A 17,942-nucleotide genomic window follows, 5' to 3' on the forward strand; every position below is an offset into this window, starting at 1 on the left:
CCCTGGTTGCCTGCCTGCCGCTGGTTCCGGCTGCCAGCGTCCTGCTATATAATAGCAGTACAGACGGAGACAGATCTGAATCACCGGCAGGCGAAACGGGCATGATCACCAGCTCATCGGCGAGCAGGGGTGTCTACCCCGCCCGGCAGTTGGCCACGCGGGCCATCCGGTCCCTTTGCCTCCTCGGTGCTCGCCGATGAGCCGCGTGTGTGACTAGTTCACTCATTGTGGAGGCCACATGGCAGATAGTTCTATCAGCACGCCGACAGTTTCTGCGGCGCCCGGCCAGACGGGCGTGGCCGAGCCACGTCTGCGCCTGACCGGTATCAGTAAAGCCTTCGGGGCCGTGCAGGCCCTCTCGAATGTCGACTTCGAGGTCTACGCCGGCGAGGTTGTCGGCCTGGTGGGCGACAATGGCGCCGGCAAATCGACGTTGGTCAAGATTATCTCGGGCGTCGAACAGGCCGACAGCGGCGAGATCTTCCTGGAGGGGGCGCCGGTCAAGATCACTGGCCCCAGCGTGGCGACCCGCCTGGGCATCGAGACGGTCTATCAGGACCTGGCCCTCTGCGATAATCTCGACGTGGTCGCCAATCTTTTCCTTGGACACGAGGAGCTGGATCTCTGGCCCGTCCTCTCGGAGGTTGAGATGGAGCGCCAGGCCCTGCGCGTGCTGAGCGTCCTCGATGTCAAGATTCCTTCGGTGCGCGTGCCGGTCTCGCTCCTCTCCGGCGGCCAGCGCCAGTCGATCGCGGTCGCCAAGACCATCCTGCGTCAGGCGCGCGTGGTGCTCCTGGATGAGCCGACGGCAGCTCTGGGTGTGGCCCAGACGCGCCAGGTGCTCAATCTGATTAAGCGCCTGCGCGAGCAGGGCCTGGCCGTGGTGGTGATTTCGCATAACCTGGCCGATGTCTTCGAGGTGGTGGACCGCGTGATTGTCCTGCGCCTGGGCCGACGCGTGGCTACCTTCGATGTGAAGTCGGCAACCCCCGAGCGCGTCGTAGCCGCTATCACCGGCGCGGAGTTTGGTGCTGAGGTGGACGCGAATGGCTCGAATGGAGGAGGTTCACAGTCATGAGCGAAGCTGTGAAGCAGAAACAGCAATCGGCTCCAGCAACCAGCGTTGAGGTGCCCTCCAGGCTGCCGCGCCCTACTGTCGGCCAGCTCCTGCGCACCGATCTGGGCTTCGTGCCCGTGCTGCTAACGCTGCTGGTCATCGCCGCTTACTTTGCGCTGACAACCGGCGGCCTCTTTTTGACGCCGCGCAATCTCTCGAATCTGGTCCTCCAGATTACTCAGATCGGCGTCCTGGCTCTGGGCAGTACCCTGGTGCTGCTGCTGGGCGAGATCGATCTGTCGGTGGCAGCGGTCAGCACGCTGTGCGCGGTGGTGATGGGGGTGCTGGTCGAGCGCCACGGCGTCTCAGCCGGCCTGGCCATTCTGGCCGCTCTTGTCACAGGGGCTTTGACTGGCCTGATCAATGGCTTGCTGGTGGCCTTTATCCGCATTCCTTCCTTTATCGTGACTCTGGCAGCCTCTATCGGCTACTCTGGCTTGCTGCTCTACTTGCTGGCTGGACAGAGCACGCTGATTATTCACGACCCGTTCATCGTTTCGCTGGCCAATAACTACTTGCCGGACGTGCTTGGCGTCGGCCTGCCAACGCTGGCACTGGTGCTCTATATTGCTTTCGTGGTCTTCAATTATGTGCGTCGCCAGCGCGCCGGCTTGCGCACGCAGCCGTTGTCGCGGCTCTTACTGCAGATCGCTATCGTGGCGGTGATTGTCGAGGGGGCGGTCGTCCTCTTCGAGTCCTACCTGGGCGTCCCCCAATCGGTGGTTTTCTTGACCAGCCTGATCCTGCTCTGCTGGCTTCTGCTGACGAAAACGCCCTTTGGTCGCTATGTCTACGCCGTCGGCGGGAACGCCGAGGCGGCGCGCCGCGCAGGTATCAATGTGCCGCTGATTCGGGTGGCGGTCTTTACGATGTGTTCGACGCTGGCGGCTATCGGCGGCGTGCTGGCGGCTTCGCGTGGCCTGGCCGTGGCCAGCCAGATTGACCCGACGCTGCTGCTGGATTCGATCGCGGCGGCGGTGATCGGTGGCGTGAGCCTCTTCGGCGGCAAAGGCTCGGTCTGGTCTCTCATCCTTGGGGCTTTGATCATCGGCAGCCTGGAGAATGGCCTCGATTTGAAGAGCCAGGGCACCGATGTGAAGGAGATGGTGGAGGGCATTGTGTTGGTGATCGCTGTGGCAGCCGACGCGCTGATCCGCCGGGCTCAGGCCCGCCGCGGACGCTAGGTCTGGCCGGCTACCTGTCGCTCGCGCTGGCAGCCCCCTCTGATGAAGGCTCAGCCCAGAGGTTCACAGTCAGGGGCACCGCCTGCGACGGTCGCCTGGCACCTGAGCCGCTCTCGACCCTGGTCCAGCGACTACGCACGCCACCTCGCTTACTATGCTCGCTCGCTCCGACTCCAAGGCGAGGGGCAGGGCGCTGGTCCTGGGCCGCCTGGGGCCGAAGGGGAGCGACCTCTCACTCGTTGCTCGCCGTGCTGATTGCAAGGGAAGGAGGAAAAGAAAGGCGTGCTGCAAGGCCACTGGCAGTCGGTTGCTGAGTCTGGCACGGAGTCTCTGGCCCCAGCTATGACCTTGCTTGCTCCGCTGCTGCAAGAGGATAGCGCGCGCGCGACGGAGGAGGAGGCTCTGCTGCGCGCTGCGCCTGAGTGGCGCCTCTGGCTCAGTGAGGGTCTGGCTCGCTGCAATCCGGCGCTGACGCCTGATGCGCTCAACCGGGCAGCGCCGCTGCTCTTGGCTCGCCTGCTGTTTCTTCGCCTCTGCGAGGAGCGCGGTCTGGAAGCCCCACAGAGCTTGCGCCGACTGAGCGAGCAGCCGATGATCTATCCGCGCTTGCTGCGACGCTTCGAGCAGGCGGCGCGGCGTTATCCCGCCGGCCTCTTCGGCGCCAGACCTCCCACTCCGCTGGTAGCCCCTCTCCCTGGCTCGCCTGGCCCACGCCACAGCGAGCAAGGGGACCCGCTTTCAGAGCTGATCGTGGACGATGCGGCGCTGCGCCAGTTGCTGCTGACTCTCTATCCTCCTCTGGCTCCCTGCGATTTCTCTCGCCTGTCATCTTCTGTGCTCACCCGCCTCTATGAGCACTTTCTGGAGAAAACGCTGACAATGGATGCCAACGGCCGCCTGGTTTTAAGCGAGGAGCGAGCAGCGAAGAAGGCCGATGGCATCTATTATACTCCTATACCGGTTGTAGATTATATTCTTGCGAATAGCGTTATTATTCTACTTGAACGCGAGAAAGAGATCTCTCGGGCGGCCCGCCTTCGCTTCCTTGATCCCTGCTGTGGCGCCGGTTCCTTTTTGACTCGCCTCTATCGTCTCTTGCTACACTGGTTCCGCGAGCGGTATCTTGCCAGCGGGGCGGAGCGTTTCCCGCAGGCCCTGCGCCGCGACCGCCAGGGTCGCTGGCGCCTGACTCTGGCTGAGGGTCGCCGCATTCTCTGTGAACAGATCTATGGTGTCGATCTCGACCGCTGCGCGGTGGAGGTGACCCGTCTCTCGCTCTTCCTGCTCCTGCTGGAGGAGTGCGAGGGCAGCCCACGCCAGCAGGCTCAGACTCCCAGGCTGCTGAGGCGTCTCGAGGAGACGATTCGCTGGGGCGACGCTCTGGGCAGCTCCTGCGGGCCGGAGAGCACCCTCTTCGACTGGCAGGCCGCCTTTCCGCAGGTTTTCCGCACGCGGGGGACATCAGAGGCTGAGGGCTTCGATGCGGTCATCGGCAATCCGCCCTACCTGTTCGGCGAGCAGCGCCCACAGACGGCGCGCCCCTATCTGGAGGCAGCGTTTACTCTGGCTCGTCGCCAGTACGACGCCTGCTGGCTCTTCATCGAGCAGGGTCTCAAGTTGACCCGCCCTGGCGGGCGCTTCGCTTTCGTGGTGCCCGATGCCTTGCTGGCACGAGATGAGGCTCGCCAGGCCCGTGCTACCCTTCTACGCGAGGGCCTGCTGCGCGTCTACCACTGCGGCCCCGTTTTCCGCGCCTGCGTCTCCGCCGCCGTCCTGGTCGTCGAGCGCGGTGCTCAGCCCGCCACCATCGCCTGCGATCTGCCAGCCCCGACGTCTGGCTCTGAAGCCGTCAAAGGCCCGGCGATTCATACGCGCGCCCTGTGCAGCCGACGGCGCTTTCTGGAGGACGCGGGCTATCGCTTGCTGGTGCACGTGAGCGACGAGGAGGCAGCCCTGCTGGCCCGCCTCGAGCGCGAGGGGGAGCCGCTGGGCCAGCTCGTGCGCATCTCGCGCGGCGAGGAGATCGGGAAGCGCCACGTGGCCGCGAGGGGTCCCTGGCCTATCCTGGCCGGCAACGACGTGACACGCTACTATATCGCCCCTCCAACGCGCTTCGTCTCTCACCTGACGAAGCCCGCCAGCCTTTACAAGGCCCCCAAAATCGTGGTGGTGAAGACGGGTCGGCGCTGCGTGGCCGCGCTGGAGAGCGCCGGCCTGGCCACGATGCAGTCGCTCTACAACCTGCATCTGCTCGATGAGAAACTTTCCTACGAGGTCTTGCTGGCTATCCTCAATAGTCGTCTGATCGATTACTATCTCTATAAGACATTCACAGCCTACAAGCGCCTTTTTCCGCAGCTCAACCAGACGACGCTGGCCACTATCCCTCTACCGCGCCAGTTGGCCGGGCGGCAGGAGCCGCTGGTGGCTGCCGTGCGCGCCATGATGGCTCTGCAGGCGCGGCTCGCGACCAGCTCCAGCCCGGAGGAGCGCCAGATCCTCGACCAGCAACGTCAGCAGCTAGATGCCCAACTCAATGCCCTCGTCTTCCATCTCTACGGCCTCAGCGAGGCTGAAACTCGGATGCTTGAAAGCACGGTATAAAATAAGAGGGTGACGTCGGCAGGGCGAGGGAAGAGCAGGGGAGAGGGGCCAGGAGTGGATCTATCTGCCTCGCTATCCGGCTGCCTCCATTGTTGCGCCTGACGCTCTCTCGCCAGCCTGGCCAGGCTGGTCAGTCCCCAAGACCGTCGCAGGGGAGGGGCGACCTGCCCACCGCCCAGGGAGAGAGTGGCCTGATCAAACGACGTTGAACTGTTGTGGCACAGCTTGCGGCAACTTGACAGAGGAGCAGATTTTCGCGTACAACGATAGGAGTCAGGGCTTTTTTTGCGCCTGTCAGTCAGGACGCAGGGCGGTCGGGTCGGTCAGAGCAACGAGCCGAAACAGCGCGTCATCATGGACACGAAGGAGGAGCCATGTTAGAAGAGCAGATCACGGAGATCCCCCCCGAGACAGAGGGAGGGAAGATCGATCCCAAGAAATGTTATGTGTGTGGGGCCAAGGCGACAGCTCTATGTGCGCGCTGCCAGATGCCCGTGTGCCCTGAACATCAGCAGTCGACTCGCGACTACATCACCAAGCTGACAACGATCCTCTGCGATGACTGCGCAGACTACTATGAGGCCCTGATCAAGCCTTGAGCCTACAGAACAGGCCACGCGCATCTGCGTAGCCTCGCCTGGTCTGACGGCTCATCTGCAGAGAGAAAAGCCAGTACGGCCATCGCGCGTCTGAATCGGGATCGGACTTGACTGACTGCGACCGGTCCGCGTCCAGCAGCGACGATCGCTGTGCGGCACCTGGGGAATGGCCACTGCGCCGCAGAGCAACGAATGCCTGGCAGCCTGTTCTCTGGCTTCATCGCGCCTCCCCTGATCTTGTGGAGCGAGCCGGACAGAGTCCCGTTTGTCGACTTTACTGGCCTGTCGCTATGCCCTGAACTGCGTCGCCAGCCGGAGAGCCTTTGCGCTCTCCTGGGAGGTGACCTATGCCGACCGGGAGAGGTGCTCTCTCCGATCCCGCTCGGTCAGGCTGGCGTGGCGCCCCTGCTGTCTCCCAGCGCCGGCGGGCAGGTAGGCAGACCTATAGCTAGCTCAGGCCCTGCGGGCGTCGGGCAGGAGTGAGAGCCAGCAAGCCTGCAGGCCAGAGGATGGATAAGCGGCGCTTGGCCCCCGGCCGCATCAGCCTGCTCTGGAACCAGCAAACACCAGCTCCGCTGCCCTCGCCCGCCAACCAGTCCGTCAGCAGATAATAGCCAGTTTCGCTTCTCTCGCGGCGAGAGGCACCGGGAGAGCGAGCAGACCACTGGCAGACGGGAAGCGCGGAAACAAGGCAACAGGTCCAGCACGCCGGGAAGGCGCGCCAACCGGACAGACAACCGCCCGCCGCTCGCGCCCCACCCCGCGCGCTGGACCTCGCCTTCTCCTCGGTCATGGCCGCCTGCAGTCAGGCCAGAGCGGAGCCTCAGCCAGACCTAGAGCGGAGGATTCTGGCAGCTCGGATTGAGGACTGCCTGTACCTTTGGATCGTTCATATTGGCCTTTGTCAGAATGGTGACACCTGTGTCTTCGCTCTGGACCGTCGCGTGTTGACGCAGGATGCGCACCATAGCGTTGACGCTGTCGTAGCCCATCCTGAAAGGATTCTGGACCACCAGCGCCGAAATCGTGCCCTGCTGGACCCCTTTGACCTCATCGGGAGCCGCATCCCAGCCGATGATCGTGATCTTGCCGGCCTTGCCAACTCGGCGCACGGCCTCTGCCGCCCCCAGCACGCTCGGTTCATTGGCGGCAAAGATCCCGTTCAGATCGGGATGGGCTGTCAGAATATCCTCAGCCACACTCAGAGCCTGGTTGTAGTCGCTACGGCTGGACTGATCGGCCACGAGCTGGATACCGGGATACCTGGCCAGCTCCTGTTTGAAGCCCTGGACGCGCTCATCGTTGGTAGCGCTGCCCGGCTGGAACTCGATCAAGGCAACCTTGCCATGCCCGTTGAGCTGCTGAGCCAGGAGATCGGCAGCCTTGCGCGCCGAAGCCACATTATCGGTGGCAAAGAGCGGCACGTTGGCCGGCTGGGGATAGGTTCCCGAGTCGATATTGACCACCGGAATGCTGGCTTTGAGCGCCTGCTGCGTCACCTGGTAAAGCGCCCGCGCATCGGTAGCGGCATAGATCAAGCCGTTGACGTGCTGTGTGATGTAGTTGGTCAGCAGGTCGATCTGCCCGGTCACATCCGTCTCGGCAGTCACGCCGTTCCAGATCACCGTCACCTGCTGCTGCTTTGAGGCTGCGCACTCCGCTCCCTTATGCACCTGCTCCCAGAAGTCGAAGCCGATGGCTTTGGGGATGACCGCGATCCTGAGCGGTCCAGAGGCAGTAGTGTTGTTATTACTGCCTGATGACTGTACAGTCACGCTGCCACAGGCGCTCACCAGGCCGGTCACCAGCAACAGCCAGAGAGGAAAGAAGATATCCCGCACCAATCTGCGCAGAACGTGTCGCATCAGAAGAGCCTCCTTTGCCTTTGACCGCGGCACACCGCGGCTCTCGCGTTTCCTCACTGAAGCGGCGAGCAGGAAAGCTTACAGCCAGCCTTCCTCCGCCCGGGTCATCGTCCTTGATCGACGCAGCCGTCCATGTTCGTGCAGGCAGCATGCGGCCCTGCATGCCAGCCAGAAGAGCTAGCGGGTAAATAAAGACCGCGAGGACCACTTCACCCCCTTTCGCTCACTTACTCACTCACTCACTGACCTACTCACAGGCCGGCGCGGTCGGTGCTCGCTCGCTGTGGCTAGCGGGCGCCGGCAGCGAAACGGCGGCGGCGGAACTGATCCCAGATCACCGCCAGCCAGATAATGACGCCGATAATGACGCTCTGCGTAAAGGTATCGATATTGAGCAACACCGCCCCATTGCGGATCACCGCCATCAAGAAAGCGCCGATCAGGGTGCCGAGGATGGTGCCCTGGCCCCCGAAGAGGCTACAGCCCCCAATGACGGCGGCGGCGATCACATCCAGCTCTAGCCCATCGCCGAAATTGGGCTGGCCCGAGGCCACGCGCGACATCGCCACCATACCGCCGAAGCCGGCCAGGAGCCCCTGGAGCACATAGACGGCCACCAGATAGGCGCCGACCCGGATGCCCGCCAGGCGGGCCGCCTCCTCATTGGAGCCAATAGCGTAGGTGTAGCGTCCCAGACGGGTTCGGCTCAAGAGCAGGTGGGCAGCCACAGCCAGAACCACCAGCGTGATCAGCGGGATAGGCACCCCATCGATCATGCCCTGACCCAGCAGGCGGAAGGAATCCGGGACCCCGAAGACCGCCGTTGCTCCCGTAATCAGATTGACGAGGCCGCGCGCCACGCTCATCATGCCCAGGGTGGCAATGAAGGGAGCCAGACGAGCGCGCGTGATCAGCAGGCCGTTGGCCAGGCCAGCCAGACCCCCAACCAGGGTGCCGCCGAGCACCGCCAGCGGCCAACTCAGACCCCAATCGACCATCATCTTGACGCCCAGCACGCCAGCCAGAGCCGCCACCGAGCCAACCGAGAGGTCAATGCCGGCGGTGATGATCACGAAGGTCATGCCCAGGGCAATGATGGCCGTCACAGCGGTCTGCGAGACAATATTGAAGAGATTGTAGAGGGTGAGAAAGACCGGCGACGCGAGGGAGAGCGCGACGCAGATGACGATCAGCGCGCCAGCAGCGGCGAACTGAGAAATAAGGTCGGAGATCTGGCTCGGCAGCAGCCGGCGCCATGAGAAAGCGGCCTGCTCGCGCTCGCGCTTGCGCGCCTCCAGCGCTGACTCCGCGCCCGGTTCGGCTACGGTCTTCCTGCTCAGATATTCCTTCATGAGATGGTCACCTCGCTGGCCCCAGTTGCCAGGGCACTGATGCGCTCTTCGCTGAACTGTTCTCGCGTCAGGGTGCCAACAATCCGCCCCTCGCGCATGACCGCGATGCGGTCGCACATATTGAGCAGCTCGGGGAGATAGGAGGAGATGAGCACGATGGCGCGCCCCTCGCTCGCCAGCTTGCCGATGAGGGCGAACATCTCGGCCTTCGCGCCGACATCGATGCCGCGCGCCGGCTCGTCGAAAAAGATGACTCTGGCCTGCGTCTCCAGCCAGCGCGCCACGACGACCTTCTGCTGATTGCCACCTGAGAGCAGGCGAACCTTGCGACGGACCGAGGGAGTGCGAATATTGAGACGCTGACAGGCTTGCAGGGCAACGCTCCGCTCGCGCCGCAAGAGCAGCATGCCCAGGCGAGCGGGCAGACTGGCGAGCGTAATATTCTGATCAATCCCCAGGTCAAGGGCCAACCCCTCGCGCTTGCGATCCTCGGTAACATAGACCAGCCCGGCGCGAATGGCGTCGGCGGGACGCCGAATGTGCAGCTCCTGACCGGCAAGGAGGATGCGCCCGCTCTCCAGCGGGTCAGCTCCACAGACCGCCCTAGCCAGTTCGCTGCGTCCCGCCCCGATGAGACCAGCCAAACCCAGGATTTCGCCAGCGCGGACCTCGAACGAGCAGTCGTAGAGCAAACCTCGCCGGCTGAGACCCTCGACCCGCAGCAAGACCTCCCCAGGATGGGTCTCGGGCCGCGGATAGAGGTTAGCGATGGCCCGCCCAACCATCAACTGAACAAGCTTCTGCTCGCTCACCTCGGCCCGCGGCAGGGTGGCCACAACACGCCCGTCCCGCATAACGGTGACGCGGTCAGCAATCTGAAAAATTTCGTCCAGGCGGTGTGAGATGTAGAGCACGGCCACACCCTGGGCAGTAAGCTGGCGAATGACTGCGAAGAGGCGGGCGATCTCTTGCTCGGTAAGAGTGGCCGTCGGTTCGTCGAGAATCAGCACGCGCGCGTTGAAGCTGATGGCGCGGGCGATCTCCACCAGTTGCTGCTCGGCTACCGAGAGCGTAGCCACCAGGCGCCGTGGGTCCAGGTCGAGACCAACCTGAGCCAGGAGATGACGGGCCTCAGCCAGCTCCCGGCCCCGGCGAATGAAGCCAAAGCGCAGCGGCTCGCGCCCGAGAAAGAGGTTTTCGGCAACGGAGAGGTGCGGCGCCAGGGCAAATTCCTGATGCACCATAGCGACGCCGAGGGCCCGCGCATAATGTGGTCCATGGAAGCTGAGCGGCTCCCCGTTAAGATAGACCTGGCCAACGTCAGGACGCTCTACCTGATAGAGGATCTTCATGAGCGTCGATTTGCCGGCTCCGTTCTCGCCAGCGACAACGTGGACTTCGCCGGGATAGATGTCGAGGTCAACCTCGGCGACAGCGGTGACCCCCGGAAAGCGCCTGGTGACCTTGCGCAGGCGAATGATCGGTGACTGCTCCGTCTCCATCGAAGTCGAAGGCATGACGACCTCCCTGCGAGTGTGGCAGTGGCCTCATCGCCTCACCCACCCTTCCTTGGGCCCTGCCTCCCTGATCTCTTCTTCCGCGTTTCGCTCCGCTCCCCTCGCTCTCCCCAAGGCCCTCTTTTGTCCAGCCGGAGTCGGTCGGCTGCCTTTGCCTGTGGACCAACCCAGCCACGGTCGGGCGCTCTGACCATGCGGGCTGGCTCCCCAGATCTTGTGTATCCCTCGCCTCCTCGCCTATCCCTCCAACTACGAGGGAAGATGGCTTCCCTCAGCAAAAATGTCGGCAAGCACACCTTCTTTGGAGTGGCGAATGTGAGCCGCCAGGAGGGCCGCGGCCTCCTCGAGCTTGCCGGCCAGCAAGGCCCGCAGGATCTGCTCATGATCGTTGAGCGCGATTTCGATCCGGCGGGGATAGAAGCTATCGCGCATTTGGAACATGCAGAGCTGGCTACGCAGCTCTGAGAGACAGTGGATGAGACGTCCGTTGCGAGAGGCGCGCGTGATCAGGAGGTGGAAGAGCAGATCAACCTTGAGAAAGCGCAGGAAAGGATTGTTCGCCAGCTCTGCGCGAATGGCCTCTAGCTCGTCGAGCTGGGCCTGCAGCTCTTCACGCCTCAGATGTGGCGCGGCCAGGCGCAGAGCAAGCACCTCCAGCGCCTCGCGCAGGTCGTAGATCTCGTGGATGTCCTGGGCGGTAAAAGTGCGCGTCCAGTAGCCCCGCCGCGGGTCGGAACGCACCAGCCCCTCCTGGACAAGCCGCTCCAGCGCCTGGCGGACAGGCGTCCGGCTGACGCCCAGTTGCTCCGCCAGGGCCACGTCGGAGAGCCGTTGCTCCTCGCTGCCGCCAAGCAAGATGACTCGCTTCCAGAGTTGTTCGTAGGCGTAGTCGGCGACGGTAGGGGTGGCGGTGCGCTCCTGCCCCCAGAGCAGGTCAAAGAGTTCGCCGACAAAGCGCTCGTCAACGACGTCGGCCACCGCTGCTCCCTGCCAATGGTTGGTCTCCGCTTCAGATTGCCTCATACCTGCTCGCTCCTATCTTGCTCGCTTGCTTGCTGGTCTCCGCAGGCCCTCCCCCGCTCAGATCCCGGCTCTCTTTTCCACCAGGAAGAGGTTCAGGCCCCAGACGCCCCGCGGCTCCAACGGCTCGCCCTCCTCACCCACCCCAACCCGTTCTGGCCCGGCTCGCTCCTCGCCCACCCGCGGTGCGCTTCTCTATTTTGGCGCGCCCGCTCAGCTTTGTAAAGAGTGTGCTGTATTCTGAATACAGAATATAGTATACCCAGAAGCCAGGCCCAGGTCAAGGAGCGGGTTACCGCCCGGCTGGCTCCCCCACCCCCGTGGCAGGGAGCAGCACGCTACGGAGCTTTGCTCAACGATGGTTCTGCCACACAACGGTTTGCAACCTCTGTTACGCCCTGAGCGTAAAAGGGGTGGCCTATCAGGCTTCCGCTCTGGCAACGAGGAGGTGTCTCCCGTGAACGTGGTGTTTACCCCGCTTCCCCTGGTCCTACTGGCCGTCATAGCAGGCGGCCTGGTCGTCTTCGGGAAGCTTACTCACGGTCTCCACCTTTAGCCAGTTCAGGATGAGGCCATCAGGGTCAGCACCGGCCTAAGCCACTTCTCCCTCCAGCCCCCTTTTGTGGTTCGCTGGAAGGGGCTTTTGTGGCCTGGCTCGCTTGACTTCTGGGCTGGCTGTACTGTATTCTGAATACAGAATATAGTATACCTTCAGGTGAAGCAGCGTCAAGACAAGCGCTGACCTCTGCGTGAGCAGCCAGCGCTGCTGGCCTGGCGGCGACCGGTAGGGAGCGCACAGGCGGGAAAGAGGGAGGGAGGAGGACGAGGAGCGGATCTGGGGAGGGGAGGCGAGCCGGTCCGGGTCTGGGCTGGTCTATGATGCGTCAGCCAGGTCTGCCTGGCAGAGGTCCAGTGTTCTGCCAGCCAGGTAAAAAGGAGTGGTGTATTGACAGTCACCATCGTTGATGTCCGGGCCTATGACATTCGTTTCCCCACTTCGCGCACGCTGGCCGGCTCCGATGCTATGAATGCCGATCCCGACTACTCGGCGGCCTACGTGATTCTACGAACCGATCATCCCGGCGGGCTGGAGGGGCACGGCTTTACTTTTACCATTGGGCGCGGCAACGAGGTGTGTGTGGCCGCCATTCGGGCCCTGGCGCCGCTGGTGCGCGGGCACGCGCTGGAGGAGTTCACCGCCGACATGCGCGCTTTTTGGCGCCACATGACAGGCGACAGTCAGTTGCGCTGGATTGGTCCCGAGAAGGGCGTCATCCATATGGCCACGGCGGCCCTGGTTAACGCCGTGTGGGACCTGTGGGCCAAGGTTGAGGGCAAGCCTCTCTGGAAGCTGCTGGTGGATATGTCGCCCGAGCAGTTGGTGGCCTGCATCGACTTTCGCTATCTCAGTGACGTGCTTTCGCCCGCCGAGGCTCTGGAGATGCTGGAGCGCCTGGCGCCAACGCGGGCCGCACGCGAGGCGGAACTGCTGCGGCTCGGCTATCCCGCCTATACGACTGGCGCCGGCTGGTCGGGCTACAGCGACGAGCAGCTACGGGTCCTCTGCCGCCAGGCCCTGGCCGAGGGGTGGCGCCATTTCAAGCTCAAGGTCGGCCTTGGCCTGGAGCGCGATCGCCAGCGAGCCCGCATTATGCGCGAGGAGATCGGTCCCGCGTGCACGTTGATGATGGATGCCAATCAGGTATGGGAGGTGGAGGAGGCTATTGCGGCCATGCAGGAGCTGGCGGAGTTCCAGCCCCTGTGGATCGAGGAGCCAACCAGTCCCGACGATATCCTTGGCCATGCCGCTATCGCGCGCGCTATTGCCCCCGTGCGAGTGGCAACGGGCGAGCACGTGCAGAACCGCATTATATTCAAGCAGCTCTTCCAGGCTCAGGCCATCGGCTTCTGCCAGATTGATGCCTGTCGCCTGGGCGGGGTCAACGAGGTGCTGGCCGTGCTGCTGCTGGCCGCCAAGTATGGGGTGCCGGTCTGTCCCCACGCTGGCGGCGTGGGCCTCTCCGAATACGTTCAGCATCTGGCAATCTTTGATTATATCGCCGTCAGTGGCTCGCTGGAGGGGCGTATGATCGAATATACGCCCCACCTGCACGAGCACTTTGTCCACCCGGTGGTGATGCGCCAGGCGCGCTACCTGCCACCGCTGGCCCCTGGCTATAGCGCGACGATGCACGCCGACTCGATCGCCGCCTATTCGTATCCCGATGGACCGGTCTGGGCGGCTCGCCAGGTCGAGGCCCAGGCCGACGCCGACAGGTTGAGGAACAATTGAGTGAGGCTCGCCAGCAACCGGTCCTGAGCTGGCGGCAGGCTTTCCACAGCCCTACCGCCCGCGCTACAATAACAGGAGGATTGCCAGCTATGCGCAGAGTCGGACAGATCATCGGTCTCAAGCCAGACGCCATCGAGACCTACGAGCGGCTGCACGCCGCCGTCTGGCCAGAGGTGCTGGCTACCATTCATGCCTGCAATATCCGCAACTATACGATTTTCCGTCACGGAAGGTTGCTCTTCGCCTATTACGAGTACATCGGCGACGACTATGAGGCCGATATGGCGAAGATGGCCGCCGACCCGAAAACTCAGGAGTGGTGGAAGCTGACTGATCCTCTGCAGGAGCCTGTGGAATCGCGTGCCCCTGGGGAGTGGTGGGCCCTGATGCGTGAGGTCTTCCATACGGACTAGAGCCTCTCTCGGCTCGGAGAAAGCGGACGGTTGTTCCCTCGGGAGGAGCTTCACGAGAAGCGCAGAGGAAAGGAGAAGCGAAAGTGGTCTTTCGTCTGGATGGGAAGGTGGCCTTGATTACAGGCGCAGGCTCGGGAATAGGGGAGCAGATTGCGCTGCTCTTCGCGCGCCAGGGGGCGCGCGTGATAGTGGCCGATCTGCGCCCGGAGGCTGCCCAGCGCGTGACGGAGGCCATCGTGGCCGCCGGCGGCCGGGCGCGCGCCTTGACCCTGGATGTGGGCGAGGAGGACCAGGTGCGGGCCGCTATGACAGGGGTGGCCGCCCACGAGGGCCGCCTGGATATTCTGGTCAACAACGCCGGCGTCAGTCACGTGGGGAACCTGCTGGAGACGTCGCTGGAGGACTGGGAACGGGTGATGCGCGTCAATGCCCGCGGCGTCTTTCTCTGTGCGCGCGAGGGGGTGCGCCAGATGTTGGCTCAGCAGCCGCCCGGCGGCGTGATTCTCAATATGGCCTCGGTGGCGGCTACCATCGGCGTGGAGCGCCGCCTGGCCTATAGCGCGAGCAAGGGGGCCGTGCTGGCCTTGACGCGCACTATCGCCGCCGATTACGTGAAGCAGGGCATTCGCTGCAACGCCATCTGCCCGGGCACGGTGCATACCCCCTTTGTGGAGGGCTACCTGGCGCGCGACTTCGCAGGCCGCGAGGACGAGGTGCGCCAGCAGCTTCATGCGCGCCAGCCGTTAGGGCGCATGGGACGGCCCGAGGAGATTGCGGCGGCGGCTCTCTACCTGGCTTCGGATGAGGCAGCTTTTGTGACCGGCTCTGCACTGGTGATCGACGGCGGCTGGACGGCTATCTGAGCTGAGCGGCAGCCCGGGCCGCTGGCCCGCAATGGTACCAGGGCTGCAACCCCGATGGCGCGTCCGTTTTGAGGCCGCTTCCGATGAGCAAGTAAATGCCAGAGGAGGTATGTGTGGCCATGTCTTCAGAAGCGGGGGCCACGACCCCACTGCCGCGGCGGGCCTTGGGCCAAACGGGACTACAGGTGACGCCGCTCTGTATCGGCTGTGCGCCTTTGGGCAATATGCCAGAGACCTTCGCCTACGAGGTCCCTACAGAGCGGGCCCTGGCGACGATCCGCGCTGTTTTCTCTAGCCCGATCAATTTTCTCGATACGGCGGCTGCCTACGGAGATGGCGAGAGCGAGCGCCGCATTGGAATAGTCCTGAGCGAGCTGGGGGGCCTGCCGGCCGGCTTCGTGCTGGCAACCAAGGCCGACCGCAATCTGCAGACGGGCGAGTTCAGCGGCCCGCAGATGCGCCGCAGCGTGGAGCGTAGCCTGCGCCTGCTGGGCTTGGAGCGGCTGCAACTGGTCTATCTGCACGATCCTGAGTATATTCCTGATCCTTCACAGGACCCGTTCGAGGTGATGATGGCGCCGGGCGGCCCTGTCGAGGTCTTGCTCCAGTTGAAGGAGGAGGGCCTGATCGAGCACCTGGGCATCGCCGGCGGTCCAATTCCTATGATGACCCGCTTCGTAGAGACCGGCCTCTTCGAGGCGGCGATCTCCCACAATCGCTATACTCTGCTCAACCGCGAGGCCGATCGCTTCTGGGATCTCTGCCGCAGCCGCGGGGTGGCAGCGGTCAATGCCGCGCCCTATGGCAGTGGACTGCTGGCTAAGGGGCCAGAAGCTTATCCGCGCTATATGTATGGCGCGGCCAGCGCGGAGCTGCTGGAGAAGGCCCGTCGGATGCAGGCCGCCTGTGCCCGCTACGGGGTTCCCCTGGCAGCGGCAGCCTTGCAGTTCTCGCTGCGCGATGACCGGATCGCCTCGACTATCGTCGGTGTGACGCGGCCCGAGCGCATCGGTGAGACGCTGGCTCTGGCCCAGCATCCCATCCCAGACGAGCTATGGCCGGAGCTGGAGGCCATCTATCAGGGCCAGATCGCCTGAGCCGCGCGGCAGAGCCAGCCCGGTAGCAGGTAGAAGGAGGGACGGACCGTCGGCGACGGAAGGGCACACAGAAAGGAGCGAGAGCCTCAATGAGCGATGTTTCTCCTGCTACGGGAGCAGATGAGCTGCTCCCCATCGTCGATGCCCATGTCCACTTCTGGGACCCGCAGCGCTTTCGCATGCCCTGGTTAGAGGCCGTACCCCAGCTCAAGCGATCCTTTGGTCCTGAAGACTACCGTCAGCAGACGCGCGGGCTGCCGATCGAGGCGCTGGTGTACGTTGAGGTGGTGGTGGCGCCCGAGGAGGCGTTGAGTGAGGCCGCCTGGGCTGTCGAGCTGGCGCAGCAGGAGCCGAGGCTACAGGCCATCGTGGCGGCAGCTCCTCTGGAGCAGGGTCTGGCGGTGGGCGAACATCTGAAGGCCCTGCGGGCGCTCTCCCCCCTGATTAAAGGGGTGCGCCGTAACATCGAGAACGAGGCCGAAGAGGACTTTTGTCTGCGCCCGGCCTTTGTCGATGGCGTGCGCCTGCTCGCCGACTACGACCTCTCTTGCGATCTCTGTCTGCGTCATCAGCAACTGGAGAGCGCCGTTGAGCTGGTGCGGCGCTGTCCCGATACGCGCTTCATTCTCGATCACCTGGGCAAGCCGCCGATTCGCGCCAGAGAGCGGGAACCGTGGCGGCAGCATATCCAGGCCCTGAGCGCCCTGCCAAACGTGGTCTGCAAGGTCAGCGGCATGGTCACGGAAGCCGACCACGAGCGCTGGAGCGCCTACGACCTGCTCCCCTACCTGGGGGCGGTCATGGCAGCCTTTGGTCCCGAACGCCTGCTTTTCGGCGGCGACTGGCCAGTAGTCCTGCTGGCTTCCAGCTACCGGCGCTGGTATGAAACGCTGTGGGCCATGGTCAGCGCCTACCCCCTGCACGAGCAGCGCCTCCTGTGGTCGGAGAACGCGCGCCGCGTCTACCGTCTTGGGGAAACAGGCCCGGGCCATCAGCCCGCCTGAAGAAGACGACGGGCGGAGGGCGAGGAGGAGCGAGCCTTGCAGCCATCCGACGATCGGCTTGATCGTGGGAGAGCTGAGGCTGCTCCTCGCTCGGGTGCGTCCAGCCAGGGACGCGCATGACTGGCGCTCAGGCAGCCTGACCGGGACGCAGGGCCTTGAAGCGGCGAGTTGTCTCGGTGATGGCCGTCTCGGTCGGCAGGCGCTCCATGCTGGAAGCGCCGAAGAAGCCGACGACCCCACGCGTGCGCGCCAGGACATAGGCGGCATCCTCCGGCTCGGCAATGGGACCTCCGTGGCAGAGAACCAGGATCTCGGGATTGACGGCCTTGGCGGCATCGTGCATGGCCTGGATGCGCTCGACGCACTCGTCCAGCGTCAGCGCTGTCCGGGCACCAATGGTTCCCTTGGTAGTCAACCCCATGTGCGGTACCAGCACATCGGCCCCGGCCTCAGCCATCGCCCGCGCCTGCTCGGGATCAAAAACGTAGGGCGCCGTCAGCAGGTCCAGCTCATGGGCCTGGCGGATCATCTCGACCTCAAGGGCGAAGCCCATACCGGTCTCTTCCAGGTTCTGGCGAAAGACGCCGTCGATGAGGCCGACAGTGGGGAAATTCTGCACACCGGCAAAGCCCATTTCTTTGAGCTGGCGCAGGAAGTAGGGCATGACGCGGAACGGATCGGTGCCACAGACACCGGCCAGGACGGGGGTATGCTCGACAATCGGCAGGACCTCGCCGGCCATCTCCACAACAATGGCGTTGGCATCGCCGTAGGGCAGCAAACCGGCCAGCGAGCCACGTCCAGCCATGCGATAGCGACCCGAGTTGTAGATGATGATCAGATCGACCCCGCCCGCCTCGGCACACTTGGCCGACAGACCGGTTCCCGCTCCGGCCCCGATGATGACTCCTCCCTTGCTGACAGTCTCCTTCAGTCGTGCAAGTGCCTCTGCTCGATTCATCGCACTGCTCCTCCTGACTTGGGCGCTTGATGGAATGACATAACTGGCGGCGG

14 protein-coding genes are annotated in these 17,942 nt (G+C 63.9%); 9 read left to right on the forward strand and 5 right to left on the reverse strand.

Going from position 1 to position 17,942, the window contains the following annotated elements; translation table 11 throughout:
• Positions 1-238 precede the first annotated feature (238 nt).
• The 4 genes from ACFMO7_RS07305 to ACFMO7_RS07320 all read left to right on the forward strand — a co-directional run bounded on the left by ACFMO7_RS07305 (position 239) and on the right by ACFMO7_RS07320 (position 5,504).
• The gene (locus tag ACFMO7_RS07305) at positions 239-1,078 is read left to right on the forward strand and encodes an ATP-binding cassette domain-containing protein (RefSeq protein ID WP_376794865.1); all 840 of its coding nucleotides are present in this window, start codon (positions 239-241) and stop codon (positions 1,076-1,078) included.
• Entirely contained in the window at positions 1,075-2,301 is a 1,227-nt protein-coding gene (locus tag ACFMO7_RS07310; protein WP_376794866.1) for a sugar ABC transporter permease, read from the forward strand. Before ACFMO7_RS07305 ends, ACFMO7_RS07310 begins: the two co-directional genes overlap by 4 nt.
• A gap of 282 nt (positions 2,302-2,583) precedes the next feature.
• Positions 2,584-4,905 (forward strand): Eco57I restriction-modification methylase domain-containing protein, encoded by a 2,322-nt coding sequence (locus tag ACFMO7_RS07315; protein WP_376794867.1) that lies wholly within the window; start codon positions 2,584-2,586, stop codon positions 4,903-4,905.
• 374 nt (positions 4,906-5,279) lie between these two features.
• Positions 5,280-5,504, forward strand: coding sequence for a hypothetical protein (locus tag ACFMO7_RS07320; protein ID WP_376794868.1), 225 nt, complete (start codon positions 5,280-5,282; stop codon positions 5,502-5,504).
• 833 nt (positions 5,505-6,337) lie between these two features.
• Here the strand turns inward: ACFMO7_RS07320 and ACFMO7_RS07325 are convergent.
• The 4 genes from ACFMO7_RS07325 to ACFMO7_RS07340 form a co-directional block, all read right to left on the reverse strand.
• Positions 6,338-7,369, reverse strand: coding sequence for an ABC transporter substrate-binding protein (locus tag ACFMO7_RS07325; RefSeq protein WP_376794869.1), 1,032 nt, complete (start codon positions 7,367-7,369; stop codon positions 6,338-6,340).
• Positions 7,370-7,656: 287 nt separating this feature from the next.
• Positions 7,657-8,721 carry an ABC transporter permease gene (locus tag ACFMO7_RS07330; RefSeq protein ID WP_376794870.1) on the reverse strand — a complete coding sequence of 355 codons (1,065 nt, stop codon included), beginning with the start codon at positions 8,719-8,721 and terminating at the stop codon, positions 7,657-7,659.
• Positions 8,718-10,238, reverse strand: a complete 1,521-nt coding sequence (locus ACFMO7_RS07335; protein ID WP_376794871.1) for a sugar ABC transporter ATP-binding protein — start codon at positions 10,236-10,238, stop codon at positions 8,718-8,720. Before ACFMO7_RS07335 ends, ACFMO7_RS07330 begins: the two co-directional genes overlap by 4 nt.
• Before the next feature lie 249 nt (positions 10,239-10,487).
• Positions 10,488-11,261, reverse strand: a complete 774-nt coding sequence (locus ACFMO7_RS07340; RefSeq protein ID WP_376794872.1) for a GntR family transcriptional regulator — start codon at positions 11,259-11,261, stop codon at positions 10,488-10,490.
• Between the two features lie 943 nt (positions 11,262-12,204).
• Here ACFMO7_RS07340 and ACFMO7_RS07345 point away from each other — a divergent pair.
• The 5 genes from ACFMO7_RS07345 (at position 12,205) to ACFMO7_RS07365 (ending at position 16,928) form a co-directional block, all read left to right on the forward strand.
• On the forward strand, positions 12,205-13,551 hold the full coding sequence (locus ACFMO7_RS07345; protein WP_376794873.1) for an L-fuconate dehydratase: 1,347 nt from the start codon (positions 12,205-12,207) through the stop codon (positions 13,549-13,551).
• Between the two features lie 89 nt (positions 13,552-13,640).
• The gene (locus tag ACFMO7_RS07350; protein WP_376794874.1) at positions 13,641-13,964 is read left to right on the forward strand and encodes an L-rhamnose mutarotase; all 324 of its coding nucleotides are present in this window, start codon (positions 13,641-13,643) and stop codon (positions 13,962-13,964) included.
• 83 nt (positions 13,965-14,047) lie between these two features.
• Positions 14,048-14,827, forward strand: coding sequence for an SDR family NAD(P)-dependent oxidoreductase (locus ACFMO7_RS07355; protein WP_376794875.1), 780 nt, complete (start codon positions 14,048-14,050; stop codon positions 14,825-14,827).
• 119 nt (positions 14,828-14,946) lie between these two features.
• Entirely contained in the window at positions 14,947-15,924 is a 978-nt protein-coding gene (locus ACFMO7_RS07360) for an aldo/keto reductase (protein WP_376794876.1), read from the forward strand.
• An 89-nt stretch (positions 15,925-16,013) separates the two neighbouring features.
• Positions 16,014-16,928 carry an amidohydrolase family protein gene (locus ACFMO7_RS07365; RefSeq protein WP_376794877.1) on the forward strand — a complete coding sequence of 305 codons (915 nt, stop codon included), beginning with the start codon at positions 16,014-16,016 and terminating at the stop codon, positions 16,926-16,928.
• Between the two features lie 127 nt (positions 16,929-17,055).
• Here the strand turns inward: ACFMO7_RS07365 and ACFMO7_RS07370 are convergent, their stop codons facing one another.
• Entirely contained in the window at positions 17,056-17,889 is an 834-nt protein-coding gene (locus ACFMO7_RS07370; protein WP_376794878.1) for a phosphoenolpyruvate hydrolase family protein, read from the reverse strand.
• Positions 17,890-17,942 lie beyond the last annotated feature (53 nt).

Origin of the sequence: Thermogemmatispora sp. (genome assembly GCF_042408735.1) — a bacterium.
In the GTDB taxonomy this organism is placed as follows: domain Bacteria; phylum Chloroflexota; class Ktedonobacteria; order Ktedonobacterales; family Ktedonobacteraceae; genus Thermogemmatispora.